Annotated in this window: 4 protein-coding genes; all 4 read left to right on the top strand. The window is 68.6% G+C overall.

Annotation, left to right across the window (positions count from 1 at the left end):
* The first annotated feature begins 373 nt into the window (after positions 1-373).
* The 4 genes from GRF61_RS19460 (at position 374) to GRF61_RS19440 (ending at position 15,421) form a co-directional block, all read left to right on the top strand.
* Entirely contained in the window at positions 374-8,005 is a 7,632-nt protein-coding gene (locus GRF61_RS19460) for an SdrD B-like domain-containing protein (protein WP_169152285.1), read from the top strand.
* Positions 8,006-8,028: 23 nt separating this feature from the next.
* Positions 8,029-12,171: an OmpA family protein gene (locus GRF61_RS19455; RefSeq protein ID WP_169152284.1), complete on the top strand. Its 4,143-nt coding sequence runs from the start codon at positions 8,029-8,031 to the stop codon at positions 12,169-12,171.
* 804 nt (positions 12,172-12,975) lie between these two features.
* On the top strand, positions 12,976-13,668 hold the full coding sequence (aqpZ, locus tag GRF61_RS19450) for an aquaporin Z (protein ID WP_169152283.1): 693 nt from the start codon (positions 12,976-12,978) through the stop codon (positions 13,666-13,668).
* A 1,111-nt stretch (positions 13,669-14,779) separates the two neighbouring features.
* A complete protein-coding gene (locus GRF61_RS19440) occupies positions 14,780-15,421 on the top strand; it encodes a hypothetical protein (protein WP_211166093.1) in 642 nt (213 codons plus the stop codon).
* Positions 15,422-15,594: the final 173 nt, after the last annotated feature.

Below are 15,594 nucleotides of genomic sequence, written 5' to 3'. Positions count from 1 at the left end.
ATACAAATCCGACACTCCGGGCGGCGGTGAGGAGGGGATACCGGTAGTGCGCCGCCCGGAGTGTCGGATTTGTATCGGGGCGGGTGCGCGCTGGATTCTAGTCCGAAAGGCATGGGCGGACGGCGGGCAGGCAGGGCTGTCTGAGCTGCAGCGTGTCCTACGTCACGAAGCGGCGTTAGGCAGCGGTTAGGAATGCGAGGCCTCTGTCAGCCAGCATGAGTGAGCGTGACAAACGCATGGCGGATGCGTCCATAGAATCCGTGGCCGTTTTGCAAACGGAATGGGCGCGGGCGGGAGCGAGAGCACCGGCTGGCGCGGCCGAACACCGGTGCTGCCCACCCTGGGTGTGCAGCCCGACGTCATGCGAGCTGCCATGAAAAGAACACGCGTTTCCGAACCGGCCGGCGTCATCCGCCTCGCCGCACTGATCTCCGGCGGGCGCTGGGCGATGCTCGCCCTGGCCTGCGCCATGCTGGCGGTGCCCGCCGCGCAGGCGGCGATCACCGTCTCCAAGAGCATTGCCGGAGGTTATAGCGGCACGCCGTATCCGGGCGACACCACCGCTTTCACCATCACCCTGTCGAACGACAATCCGGCCTCGGCGGTGAGCGGCGTGACGCTGACCGACAACATGAGCGCCGCCGGCATCCGGGTGGTGAATGTCGTCTCCAACGCATGCGGCGGCACGCTCACCGCCACGCCCGGCAGCAGCCTGCTGTCGCTCGCCGGCGGCACCATTCCGATCGCACCCAGCGCCAGCGTCAGCGGCAGCTGCTCCATCGTCGTGGAGGTGAACGCCACCTCCACCGGCGAGCGGGTGAACACCATTCCGGTGGGCGCGGTGAGCGGCAACGACGGCGCCGCGGTGCAGAACACCTCGCCGGCGCAGCAGAGCTTCACCGTGCTGCCGCTGTCCAACCCGACCACCAGCGTGCTGTTCACGCCGGACTCGGTGATCCAGTACGACCAGACCTCGACGCTGCGCATCCGCATCACCAACCCCAACAGCAACGCCGACATCCCGCTCACCACCACCGCCTTCACGCTGCCCGCCGGCGTGGAAGTGGCGGCCACGCCGAATGCCTCGCTCACCTGCACCGGCACCGGCGCCGCCAGCGGCACCTTCACGCCGGCGGCCGGCGCCACCGGCGCCTTGAGCGCCAGCGGCGGCACCATAGGCCGCAGCGGCTATTGCGACCTGGTGGTCAGCGTGGTCGGCACCGATGCCGGCGCCAATGGCTCGCGCACCGTCACCCAGACCATGAACGGCGCCAACGTCGGCAACAGCCGCGGCCTCACCGCCTCCAGCTCGTCGGACGATCTCACCATCGTGTCGCCGCTGCGGGTAACCAAGGCCTTCTCGCCCAACCCGATGCGCTCCGGCCAGTCCGGCAGCCTGGTCATCACCGTCCATAACGACGGCTCGGTGCCGGTCAGCGGCATCGGTTTCACCGACGATCCCATCGGCGAGCCGGCCGGCGGCAGCGGCGGCACGCTGAACGCCACCGGCGCCAGCACCACCTGCACCTCCGGTAGCGCCAGCGTGGTCGGCGGCGGCAGCGGCGTGCAGCTCTCCGGCGCCTCGATCGCGGCCAACGCCAGCTGCACCGTCACCGTGGCCTACACCGCCACGCTGGATGCGGCCGGCGTTTCCAAGGTGTTCAACGACACCATCGCCGCCGGCGCGGTCAGCAACAGCCGCTCGGTCACCAGCCGGCCGGCCAGCGCCGCGCTGACGGTGCACGGCATGCTGGAACTGAACAAGACGCAGTCGCCCAGCAACCCGGCGGCCGGCGGCCTGGTTTACTACACGGTGGAGGTCGGCAACTTCTCCGGCGGCGCGCTGAGCGCGGTGCGCCTGGCCGACCCGCTGCCGGGCAATGTGCGGGTGGTGTCCACCCCGGCGCCCAGCATGAGCGGCGCCGGTTGCGCCGGCACCCTGGCGCACGACTACAGCGATACCGCCAACCCGGTGTTCGTGTTCGACATGAACGCCGGCAGCAACGGTAACCCGGCGGTATGTACCGTGTCCTTCGCCGCCGAGGTGGAGTTCGGTACCGCCGTCGGCCAGACTCGCGCCAACGTGCTGCCCGCCTGCAGCGTCGCCGATAACAACGGCGCCGGCACGGTGTGCAACCCGGCCGCCTCCAACCAGGTGACGCTGACGGTGAACCACGCCGCCGGCGTGGCCAAGGCCTTCTCCCTCACCAGCCTGCCGGAAGGCGGGGTGTCGCGGCTCACCATCACGCTGAGCAACAACACCCACAATCCGCTCACCAACGTACAGATCAGCGATGCGCTGCCGGCCGGCATGCTGGTCGCCAACCCGGCCAGCGCCGCCACCACCTGCGCCGGCGGCAGCGTGACCGCCACGCCGGGCGTGGATCTGGTCTCCCTGGCCGGCGCCACCGTGCCGGCGCGCGCCAGCAACGGCACCGGCGCCGCCGGCAGCTGCACGGTGCAGGTGAACGTCACCGGCGCCGCCGGCAACTACACCAACACCATCCCGGGCAACACCCTGGCGGCAACGCAGCAACTGGCCGACGGCAATACCGTCAGCACCAGCTACGCGCTGCCGGCCACCGCCACCATCGAATTCCGCTCGGCGCTCACCGGCAGCAAGAGCTTCTCGCCGACCACGGTGCAGCCGGGCGGCCAGTCGCGCGTCTCCATCCGTCTGCGCAACACCGAGACCACCGGCACGCTGTACAACGTCAGCCTCACCGACGCCCTGCCGCCGGGCCTGACGCTGGCCGCGGCGCCCAATGCCTACAGCACCTGCGCCGGGCCGGTGGCCATCACCGCCACGCCGGGCGCGGGTTCGCTGCAGCTGGCTGGCGCCACCCTGCCGCCGGGCGGCCAGTGCGAGCTGGTGTTCGACGTGCAGAGCAGCGGTACCGGGCCGTGGGTGAACACCATCCCCATCGGCCAGCTCAGCGCCGACGGCGGCGTCGCCAACACCACGCCCATCAGCGCCACGCTGAACTCGGCCGCCGGCAGCGTGGTGGTGACCAAGACCATCACCCCGAACACCATCCAGGCGCCGGGCGAAACCAGCCGCCTGGTCATCACCCTGCTGAACAACGGCGGGCTGGATCTCTCCGGCCTGTCGCTGGCCGACCACTTCACCGACACCGGCCTGGCCGGCGGCAACCTCACCGGGCTGCGCATCGCCTCGGTGCCGAACGCCACCACCAGCTGCGCGGGCGGCGTGGTCAGCGCCAGCGGCAACGCCACCTCGCTGAGCCTGGCCGATGCCTCGCTGGCCGGCGGCAGCAATGCCAGTTGTACCGTCGCGGTGGACGTGACCACGCTCACCGTCGGCACCATCCAGAACACCATTCCGGTGGGCGCGGTGAAGACCGCCCAGGGCGTGAGCAATACCGACAGCGCTATCGCCAGCCTGGCGACGCTGGGCCGCATCGGCGTGGAGAAGTCCTTCTTGCCGGCCACCGTGCTGCCGGGCGAGCGCGCCCGCCTCACGCTGCGCTTCATCAACCCGCTGTCGCTGCCGCTGACCGATCTGGCGGTGATCGACAGCCTGCCCGCCGGCATGACTGTGCCGGCCGGCGCCAACCCGGTCATCACCTGCCCGGGCGGCAGCCTGAGCACGCCGGGCAACAACCAGGTGGTGGTTGCCGGCGCCTCGCTGGCGGCCGCCAGCGGCGGCGTGAGCAGCACCTGCGTGGCCGAAGTGGATGTGATCGCCAGCGCCGAGGGCAGCTACACCAACGTCATCGCCGGCGGTGAAGTCACCGCCAACAGCGGTGGCGGCTCGGTGAGCAACCCCCCGCCGGGCGCCAGCGCCACCCTGCAGGTGCGCAGCGCGGTGGGCATCGCCAAGGCCTTCAACCCGACCACGGTGCTGCCGGGCCAGAACAGCCGCCTCACCATCACCCTCAGCAACCCGAACACGGTGGCGCTCACCGGCGCCTCGCTGACCGACTCCCTGCCCAGCGGCCTGAGCGTGGCGCTCACCCCGAACGCCGCCACCACCTGCGGCGGCACGGTGACCGCGCCCAGCTCCGCCACCAGCGTGCAGCTGGCCGGCGCCACGCTGCCGGCGGGCGGCAGCTGCCAGGTGCAGGTGGATACGGTGAGCAACGTCGCGGGCACCTATGTGAACACCATCCCGGCCAATGCGCTGGAAACGGTGGAAGGCGTGCGCAACAAGGAGCCGGCCACCGCCCAGGTGGTGGTGTCGGCGCCGCCGACGGTGGCCAAACAGTTCAGCCCGGTGTCCATCCCGGCCGGCGGAACCTCCACGCTCACCATCGTGCTCGGCAACACCAACAGCAGCGAGATGACCCTGGCCGCCGCCTTCGAGGACGTGCTGCCGACGGCACCGGGCGCGCTCGTCATCGCCAGCCCCAACGGCCTGGCCACCACCTGCCCGGGCACGGTCACCGCCACCGCCGGCAGCGGCACGGTGCGCTACGCCGCCGGCGCCAAGGTTCCGGCGGGCGGCTGCCGCATCAGCGTGAACGTCACCGGCACGGTGGAAGGCAGCTATACCAACTACATCCCGGCCAGCGCGCTGCACACCGACTTCGGCGACAACGTCGACCCGGCCAGCGCGGTGCTGGAAATCAGCCCGCTGGGCTACATCTCCGGCCGCGTGTTCCTGGACAAGGACGTGGTGCCGGACGGCCTCTACGGCAGCAATGACGCACCGCTCGCCGGCGTCGTCATCCAGCTCACCGGCGTCGAAACCGTGGGCGGCGCCAGCGTCAGCCGCAGCGTGGTCACCGACGCGCTCGGCAACTACGCTTTCACCGGCCTCAACGCCGGCAGCTACACCCTCACCCAGCCGACCCAGCCGGCCGGCACGCTGAACGGCATCACCACCGCCGGCAGCGTTTCCGGCGGCGGAGGCGGCACGCCGGGCACGGCGACCGCCGTCAGCGTGCCGACCAGCGCCATCGCCAACATCCTGCTCGCCAGCAGCGGCGGCAGCGTGGCCGGTTCGCCGGGCAACAACTTCGCCGAGGTGCAGACCTCGACCATCTCCGGCACGGTGTTCCTGGACCAGAACAACAACGGTGCGCAGAACGGCGGCGACACCGGCATCGCCGGCCAGACCATCCAGCTCACCGGCACCGACAACAACGGCCAGCCGGTGAACCTGAACACGGTCACCGATGCCAACGGCAACTACGCCTTCACCGGCCTCGCCCCCGGCACCTACACCGTGACCCAGCCGGCGCAGCCGGCGGATACCGCCAACGGCCTCACCGTGCCGGGCGCGGTCGGCAATGGCGGCAGCGCCGGCACGGCGACCACGCCGGCCGTCACCCCCAGCGCCATCAGCAACATCGTGCTGCCACCGGGCACCGTGTCCAGCGCCAACAACTTCGCCGAGTTGCCCAACGGACGCACCATCCGCGGCCGCGTCTTCCTGGACTACAACAACAACGGCCAGGCCGACGGCAACGACCACGGCATCGCCGGCCAGCTCATCAATCTCAGCGGCACCGACGTCAACGGCAACCCGGTGACGCGCAGCACCACCACGCTGGCCGATGGCAGCTTCGAGTTCACCGGCCTGCCGGAAGGCACTTACACCCTGGACCAGCCGCAGCAGCCGGCCAACACCAGCAACGGCACGCCGGTGGCGGGCAGCGCCGGCGGCAGCGCGGTGAATGATCCGGTGGGTGGCGTCACCAGCCGCATCGCCGGCATCGCCCTCACCGGCAGCACCACCGTGTCCGGCGACAACCTGTTCCCGGAAGTGCCGGGCGCGGCGCCCGACCTGGCGATCTCCAAGACCCACACGCCGGCCAGCTTCGCCGCCGGCGGCAACACCGGCTACTACACGCTGACGGTGAGCAACGTCGGCAGCCAGCCCAGCAGCGGCACCATCACCGTGGTGGATACGCTGCCCGCCGGCATCACCCCGGCGCTGCTGCCCAGCGGCGGCGTGTGGAACTGCAGCGCCGCCGGCCAGACGGTGAGCTGCGCCACCGACGAAGTGGTCGCCGCCGGCGGCAGCGGCACGCCTATCGTGCTGCGCGTAGCGGTGGCCGCCGGCCTCGCTGGCCAGGTGCTGGTCAACACCGCCACCGTCTCCGGCGGCAATGAGCCGGCCGGCTACGAGAGCAACAACACCGCCACCGATCCCACCGCCATCGCCGACGCCGCCAGCGTGGCCGGCACGGTGTGGCGCGACCTCAACCACGACCGCCGCCTGGATGCGGGCGAACCGCGCGTCGAAGGCTGGCTGGTCGAACTGCTGCTGGACGGCGTGCAGATCGCCAGCACCACCTCCGGCGTGGATGGCAGCTACAGCTTCACCGGCCTGGCGCCGGGGCCGGGCTACCAGGTCCGCTTCCGCGAAGCCAGCACCGGCATGGCGCTGGGCCGCGCGGTGCCGAACGAACAGGGCCTGCCCTTCAGCAACGGCACGCAGGACCAGGCCGCCAACCCGGCCGGCGCCAGCAATGCCGATGGTTCGCTGCAAGGCCTCACCCTGGCCTCCGGCACCAACACGGTGGAGCAGAGCCTGCCGCTGGACCCGCAGGGCGTGGTGTATGACGCGGTGACGCGCCAGCCGGTCAGCGGCGCGGTCGTCACCCTCACCGGCCCGGCCGGCTTCGACGCCGCCAGCCACGTGCTGGGCGGTGCCGGCAGCCAGACCACCGGCAGCGACGGCCTGTACCAGTTCCTGCTGCTGCCGACCGCGCCCGCCGGCACCTACCGGCTGACGGTGACCGCGCCGGCCGGCTACATGCCGGGCGAGTCGGACATCCTGCCGGCCTGCACCAACACCCCGGTGGTGGGCAGCACGCCTTCGCCCGCGCTGGTGCAGCAGACCACCGACGCGCCGTCGGCGGCCACGCCGCAGCACGACCCGCTGGCTTGCGAGAGCGCCATCAGCGCCACAGCCAACACCACCCAGTACTACCTCAGCTTCGTGCTGACGGCGGGTGTTTCGGCCGATGTGGTGAACAACCACATCCCGGTCGATCCCATCCTTGGCGGCGCCATCCGCATCACCAAGACCTCGCCGCTGGTGAACGTTTCCAAGGGTGGCCTGGTGCCCTACACCGTTACCGCCACCAACACGCTGTCGGCCACGCTGGCCAACGTCGATCTGATCGACCAGGTGCCGGCCGGCTTCAAGTACCGCAGCGGCAGCGCCAGCATCCGCCACGGCAGCAGCACGGTGTTCGTGCCCACCGAGCCGGCCGCCAATGGCCGCAGCCTCAACTGGGCCGGCCAGACCTTCGCCGCCGGTGAGACCAAGACGGTGCGCCTGGTGCTGGTGGTCGGCGCCGGCGTGGGTGAGGGCGAGTACACCAACCTCGCCTGGGCCTACAACAGCCTGGCTGGCGAGCGCATCTCCAATATCGGCTCGGCGGTGGTGCGGGTGATCCCCGATCCCCTGTTCGACTGCTCCGACATCATCGGCAAGGTGTTCGACGACAAGAACGCCAACGGCTACCAGGACGACGGCGAGCCGGGCATTCCCAACGTGCGGGTGGCCACCGCCCGCGGCCTGCTCGTCACCACCGACGCCGAAGGCCGCTTCCACGTCACCTGCGCCGATATCCCGCAGCAGGACCGTGGCAGCAACTTCGTCATGAAGCTGGACGAACGCACCCTGCCCTCGGGCTACCGCATCACCACCGAGAACCCGCGTGACGTGCGCACCACCCGCGGGAAGATGGTGAAGCTCAACTTCGGCGCCACGGTGCACAAGGTGTTCCGCATCGAAGTGGATGGCCGCGCCTTCGCCGGCGATGCGCTGGCACCCGAATGGGATGCGCGCCTGGCCGCCCTGGTGCCGCAACTGGCCGAACGGCCGGCGGTGGTGCGCTTCGCTTACCGCGGCGCCACCGACGCCGCCCAGGCCAAGGACCGCCTCGCCGCGCTCGCGGCGCGACTCAAGGACTTCTACCAGGCTGCCGGCGACGGCAACAACGGGGAGGACGACAGACCGCCATTGGTGGTGGAAACCGAAATCATCGGCGCTGCCGCTGGCGCGCAGGGAGAGCAGCAATGAGCGCGCAACGCAGGCATCCGGCCATGAAGCGGAAGCTGTCCTTCATCGCCACGCTGACCGCGCTGGCCACCCTGTTCCCGGCGACCGCGCAGGCGGAAGAGGGTGAAGTCGATGGCAAGCGCATCGACAACGCCCGCGTCGAAGTCCATCCGGTGCCGTCGCCGGGTGAGTGGCAGGCCACGCTGTGGCCGCTGCCCTCCGGCGTGAGCCGGGAAGAGCTGCAGGCGATGCGTACCACCCCGCCGCCACAACAGGCGGCCACGGTGAGCCGCCAGCTGAGCGACGAGGGCGGCCGCGCCCAGTTCGCCTCCGGCTATGCCGACCTCACGCCGGCCGCCACCGCCCAGCTCGATGCCCTGGTGGCGGAGCTGCGCGGCAAGCGCGGCGTGCGTCTGGCGGTATCCGGCCACACCGACAGCCAGCGCTTGTCGGCCCGAGCCCGCGCCCGCTTCGGCGACAACCAGGGCTTGTCTGAAGCGCGCGCGCTGGCCGTTGCCCAGTACCTGCGCGAACGCCTGGGCCTGGCCGCCGAGGCGGTCAGCCTGTCCGGCCACGGCCCGCTGCGGCCGGTGGCGAGCAACGACACGGCGGAAGGCATGGCGAAGAACCGCCGGGTGGAAATCTCCGCCTGGTACGAAGACGTGGTGGCGGTGCAGCCGCAGCCGGCGCCCGCCGACCCGCGAGCCTGCGGCGCGCTCGGCGAGGCCGATCTGCCCTTCCGCGTCACCGTGGACGGCGAGCCGCTGGACACGGCGCCGGTGAACGAAGCCGACCGCCAGCGCTGCGCCGACGTGGCGCTGGAGAAGGCCGACATCCAGGTGAAGTACGACGACCTGGCGGTGCGCCCGGCGCTCAACGCCTGGGCGGAGGAAGACGTCGCCCTGCGTGGCGGCGCGGTGCATTTCCGCGGCTACAGCAACTACCTGGCCTGGGTGGACAAGGCCGAAATCCGCCTCTTCCGCGCCGGCGAATCCCCCGCCGCCAAACCGCTGGCGGTGCTGCCGATGAACTGGGAGCGGCCGGTGGCATGGACGGTGCCGGCCGAGCAGGCCAATGGCGGCGCCTTCCCCGACAGCGACCTGCGCCAGGGCGACTACCAGTACGTGCTGCGGGTGTATGACAGCAAGGGCCGCTTCGACGAAACCGCGGTGAAGACCCTGTCCGTCGCCGCCCGCCCGCGGCCGCTGGCCGACCGCGACACGCCGGCGCGCGAAGCGCTTACCGGCTGGGGCGAGAACGCGCTGGCGCTCAGCAACATCCCGGTGCAGGGCGGCACCATCACCGTCAGCGGCCGCAACGTTGCCGCCGGCCGCAAGGTGCAGGCGCTGGGCATGGCGGTGCCGGTGGATGCGCAGGGCCGCTTCGTGCTGCGCCAGATCCTGCCCGCCGGCCCGCATGCGGTGGACATCGCGGTGGAAGCCGCCGACGGCCGCATGGCGCAGTACCGGCGCAATGTCTCCATTCCCGACAGCGACTGGTTCTACATCGCGGTGGCCGACCTCACCGTCGGCCGCAATTCCACCAGCAAGCGCGAGCGCGCAGAGCTGGTCACCGGCGACAGCGACCACTACAAGAACGAGACCTACATCGACGGCCGCACCGCCTTCTACCTGAAGGGCAAGGTGAAGGGCGACTGGCTGCTCACCGCCGCCGCCGACACCCGCGAGCAGCCGCTGGAAGACCTGTTCAGCAACTTTTCCTCCAAGGACCCGCGCTACCTGCTGCGCAACATCGACCCGGACGCCTACTACCCGGTCTATGGCGACGACAGCACCACGGTGGATGACGCCCCCACCCAGGGCAAGTTCTACGTCCGCCTGGAGAAGGGCGACTCCCACGTCATGTGGGGCAACTTCCAGACCGGCTGGACCGGCAGCGAGTTGGTGCAATACTCCCGCGGCCTGTACGGCGCCAAGGGCCGCTACGCCTCGGACGACGCCACCTCCTTCGGCGAGCGCCGCACGGTGGCCGAAGCCTTCGCCGCCGACCCCGGCACTCTGCCGGCGCGGCAAGAGTTCCGCGGCACCGGCGGCTCGCTCTACTACCTGCGCCACCAGGACATCACCCAGGGCTCCGAGCGGGTGTGGGTGGAAGTGCGCGACAAGGATTCCGGCCTGGTGGTCGAGCGCCGCCTGCTCACCCCCGGCCTGGACTACGACGTGAACTACCTGCAGGGCCGCGTCATCCTCAACTCGCCGCTGCCCTCCACCGCCAGCGGCGCCGGCCTGGTCTACACCTCCACCCTGTCCGGCAACCCGCTCTACCTCGTCGCCAGCTACGAATACGTGCCCGGCCTGGACAAGGTGGACAGCTTCGCCACCGGCCTGCGCGCCACCCACTGGGTGAACGACTACCTGCGCCTCGGCCTCACCGGCTTCCGCCAGGGCGAGGACGCCAGCCGGCAGACGCTGAAGGGCGCCGACGTGCTGGTGCGCGTCGCCCCCGGCACCTCGGTGCATGCCGAGTTCGCCCGCTCCAGCGGCGCCGGGGATTCGCTGGTCAGCTCGGTGGATGGCGGCTACGGCTTCAACGAAACCTCCACCGACGGCCGCAGCGCCAGCGCCAAGCGCATCGAGGCCACGGTGGACCTGGCCGAAGTCACCGACAGCACCCGCGGCAGTGTCTCCGCCTACTGGCAGGACCGCGAGGCCGGCTACAGCGGCCCCGGTCAGATCTCCATCGCCGGTGAAGCGGTGACCCAGAGCGGCGCCCGCGCCGAGGTGGACGTCACCGAGCGCGACCGCGTCACCCTCAAGGCCGATGTGCGCGACGGCGACATCCAGGACCGCAGCAACATCGAAGCCGGCCTGCGCCACCAGCTCGACGAGGAATGGGCGCTGTCCGCCGGCGTGCGCCAGGACGAACGCCGCAACACCGCCCCCGGCCTCATCGCCAGCCCCACGCTGGCGCAGCAGGGCCGCCGCACCGACGTCATCTTGCGCGCCGACTACCAGCCGCAGAAGGAAGAAGGCGGCGCCGACGACTGGGCGGTGTACGGCTATGTGCAAGGCACCGCCGAGCGCACCGAAGAGCGCGACGACAACAACCGCGTCGGCGCCGGCGGCAGCATGCAGGTCACCGACCGCCTGCGGGTCAAGGCCGAAGCCTCCGGCGGCAACGGTGGCCCCGGCGGCCTGGTGGGCGGCGAATACCGCATCAGCGACCGCAGCAACGTCTACCTGAACTACGTCATCGAAACCGAAGACCCGGAATACGCCTGGCGCGGCCGCCACGGCACCTGGGTGAGCGGCGCCGACTACCGCGTCAGCGAAACGGCGCGGGTGTTCGGCGAGAACCGCCTCACCCACGGCGCCGGCCCGCAGGGCCTCACCCACGCCTTCGGGGTGGACCTCGCCCCCTTCGATGACTGGACCATGGGCGTGAAGGCCGAAACCGGCCGCATCAGCGATCCGCTGGGCGGCGACTACAAGCGCAACGCGGTCGGCTTCGCCGTCGGCTACAAGAAGGACAAGACGCGCTACGCCGGCAGCCTGGAGTTCCGCCGCGACGAATCGGATTCGGGCACTGGCCGCACCTGGCTGATGAAGAACTCCCTCGGCTACCAGGCCGATCCGTCCTGGCGCCTCATCGGCAAGTTCAACGTCTCGCGCAGCAGCAACAGTGGCGGCAGCTACTGGGACGGCGACTTCCACGAGTTCGTGCTCGGCGCCGCCTACCGGCCCATAGACAACGACCGCTGGAACACGCTGTTCAAGTACACCAACTATCACAACGTGCCGTCCTCCGGTCAGCTCTCCGCCAGCGGCCAGTCCGCCGACTACGCCCAGCGCAGCCAGGTGTTCTCGGTCGACACCATCTGGGATGCCTACCCCTGGCTGTCGCTGGGCGCCAAGTACGGCCTGCGCATCGGCGAGCTGAAATTCACCAACCCGGACAGCGAGTGGTTCAAGAGCCGCGCCGACCTCGTCGTGCTGCGCGCCGACTGGCACTTCGTGCGTGAATGGGATGCGCTGGTGGAATGGCGCAAGCTGCGCGCCCAGGAAGCCAAGGACGCCCGCGCCGGCGCCCTGGTCGCCATCTACCGCCACGTCGGCCAGCACGTGAAGATGGGCGTGGGCTACAACTTCACCGACTACTCCGACGACCTCACCGACCTGTCCTACGACAGCCGCGGCTGGTTCCTGAACGTGCTCGCCACGTTCTGATCCGGGAGCGGGGCGGTGAGCGTGCTGGCGCTGTCTGGTGCCTCGCCGTGGGTCAGCCTGCTGACCCGCGGCCGGGGTGTCGGGAGGTGGGGGCGCGCTGCTGGTGCTGGAGGCTCCGGTGGTGAAGGCTCGGGCTTTGGGGCTTCGGGCACCGGAGGCTCAAGTACCGGAGGCTCAAGTACCGGAGGCTCAAGCACCCGAGGCTCAAGCACCCGAGGCGTGGGCGTCAGAGTTTCGGGAGCCGGGGCTTCGAGCATCGCAAGTGAGGGCGCGGAGAGCACGAACCGGGATCGCAAGGGTGGTAAGGGCGCTCGCCGCCCGTATTTCGCCGCCACCGCTTCCGCACTCGAACCGAGAGCAGGAGCAAGCGCTGGTGCAATGGCCTGCCGCTTGCGCCGAGCACTGCTTGCACTATCAAGCGGGCAACCGAATACACGCCAGCCGTTCGGGCTGAGCCTGCCGAAACCCGTATCCGCGACACCCTTCGACAGGCTCAGGGCGAACGGCCTCCGTCATCTGATTGCGGGCTTGGTAGCAGGCAGGCTCCCGCGCGCTCCTGCTGGCCGGCCTGCCGCTCGGCTTGCCGAAGCCGCCGCGCCCCGACTACAAAGTATTCGGTACGCCAGCCTGTCTCTTGCACGCTCCAAACCGAGGAATTCCTTTCCAGACCGGCGCTGCCTCCGTGCAGCGCCGGCCTCTCCCTCCCTGCGCTTCGTACGCTCCGACGAGCCCCTGCGAGGCCGCATCGAATGGCTACGGCGCGATGCCGGGCCGCTTCTTCACTTTCACAGAGAGGTAACACCCATGAACAAAATCGGCGCCGAATTCATCGGCACCTTCTGGCTGGTCTTCGGCGGCTGCGGCAGCGCGGTCCTGGCGGCAGGCTTCCCCGAACTCGGCATCGGCTTCGTCGGCGTCTCCCTCGCCTTCGGCCTCACCGTGCTCACCATGGCCTACGCCGTCGGCCACATCTCCGGCGGCCACTTCAACCCCGCCGTCTCCATCGGCCTGTGGGCCGCCGGCCGCTTCCCCGCCACCGGCCTGCTGCCCTACATCGCCGCCCAGGTCCTCGGCGGCCTCGCCGCCGGCGGCGTGCTCTACCTCATCGCCAGCGGCAAGGCCGGCTTCGACGTCACCGCCGGCTTCGCCTCCAACGGCTTCGGCGACCACTCCCCCGGCGGCTACAGCCTGCAGGCTGCGTTGGTTGCGGAAGTCGTGCTCACCGCGCTCTTCCTCATCGTCATCCTCGGCGCCACCGACCGCCGCGCCCCCGCCGGCTTCGCCCCCATCGCCATCGGCCTCTGCCTCACGCTCATCCACCTCATCAGCATCCCGGTCACCAACACCTCGGTAAACCCCGCCCGCAGCACCGCCGTCGCCCTCTACGTCGGCGACTGGGCCGTGGCGCAACTGTGGCTGTTCTGGCTAGCCCCCATCGTCGGCGCCGTACTCGGCGCGGCGATCTACCGCGTGGTTGGCGGCAGCGAAGAGCACTGATCACCGCCTGAGCGACAACGGGGGCGCGTCGGCAGACGCGCCCCCGTTTTTTTTTGCGAGCGGCGCAATGCTTGCTCGCCTTCAGCCCGCTTCATGCGGCGGGCTAGTACTTCCTCGTCATCCGCGCGTTCGCAGTGGAATGGGGAAGGCATTGCGGCAGATACGAACCGCCGCGGTGTTTCCCGAAGCCTTCCTTGCCAATCACTCTCGCTTGCCGTCATGCAAACGTAGTGCTGCCATGCCTCCTGAGCGCGGGGTGTGACTTATTCATCATTGTGTGAAATGCCTTTGGGGTCAGAATTGATGCGCAGATCATTTGTTGTGGCTATGCAAAGAGTGGGCAGAAGTTGCCGTGTATTGCGCTGCGGAGGGAGGTTCGAAATGGCGAAGGGCTTGAACGGCGCACGCAAGGGAACCGGATATAGGCATTGCGACTATTCGGTTCGTAAGCGGTAGTGCTCATACAGAACGTGTTTCCGGTCCTGGCCGAGCAGTCGGGCCGGTCGGCAACGGTGGAGTAGGTGGCTCGCTCCAAGGTCTGCGGGGTTTGTCAGTTTGGTTATGACGGTTCATAAAAACGGATTCCCATAAAGTTCAATATCATCAACGGCTTCGTGCTGCGGGGTCCGACCGGATATACCGCAGCGTCTAGAACGAGCCCGCAGATCTGCGGGCTAAAACACGTTGGGCGTCATGAATATCCTTCGATTTCGTGAGCGAAGTAAAACGGAGGGCCGCTTTATTCGGCAGGCGTCATCACGCGATTCATATGGGCATGTTGTGCTCGTGGTCGAGCCCTCAAGTTCACAGATGTTGTCCTTTTCGTGGGAAGTATCTTCGGAAGAGATACCACCTGAGTATTCTTCCGCTGTTCTGAACGGCATCACTGGACTACTTGAAAGGTTGGAATTGCATTGCGTTGAAACAACCGTGCGCGTGATCGGAGGCTCATTCAACGCTACGGATTCCAGTCCAAAGTGCTACACCGTCGCTGCTGGCCTAGCTTTTCAAGATGCAATCAGCAATTCTGGGGTCGTCACTGACGCCCAACCCTGCGGTCAGCCGGACCTTGCGCATAAAGCCGCGCAAGGCCGGTTACCTTGAACGTTAGGTGCTGAGTGAAGAGGTATCGCCGTTGAAGAAAGAAAAAGCTACGGGCTACGTTGTTCAGCGTTCTGGCCTAGCCGATTACTTCCCAACTCACGTCCATTCGCCAGCGTTCTGGGAGGCGCTCGGCCGTGCGGTGGGAGCTTTCGGCTTTCTAGAAGAGACCTTGCTAAAAGCAATCTTTGCTGTCACAGCCACTACGCCTTACAAAGACAGCGAGATCGTGGCCGCATACGAGGCTTGGGTTCCAAAGCTTACGCGTTCGCTCTCAGACCCTCTGGGAGGCCTCATCGACACTTACGGAAAGGCGGTTCGGGATCACCCCGGATTAGACATAGAAAATTTCGACAGCCTCCTGGATGACCTTCGTGAGGCTTGTAGAACTCGAAATGCCATATGTCACGGATCGTGGGGCGCGCCAAACTCGGGTGGGCTCAGCGTTCCATTTTTCGTGAATAAGCAAGGCGAAGTATTTGACACGCCCATCGGCGTTGATTTTCTAGCGCAACTCAGAAAGGCCACGGCTGAACTTGCTTGCTCCGTGATTGATACAGTCACTCATATGGGCTGGCAGTTCCCAGGTTCCAATGGCCCTGGCCGCGTCGTTTGGCAAAGCGCAGCTGATACGGGTGCGGTCAGCACCTAACAATTCATTCAAGCCGAAGCCGCTTCGCGGCTCGGCTTAATTCAGGCGTTGAACTAAACCGCTGACGCGGTGGTGAGAGCCTCGCGGCCGCGTTGTCTTTTCCGGGCGCCCTGAGCGCTCACACCTTGCCGGTTCTCACTCGCATCCTGTCGCCGGGGCTTTCCCCGAACCGA

It is taken from the genome of Azoarcus sp. TTM-91 (genome assembly GCF_012911025.1).
Taxonomy (GTDB): domain Bacteria; phylum Pseudomonadota; class Gammaproteobacteria; order Burkholderiales; family Rhodocyclaceae; genus Azoarcus.
The sequence above is the reverse complement of the archived record's forward strand: the minus strand, read 5'-3'. Positions and strand labels throughout refer to the sequence as shown.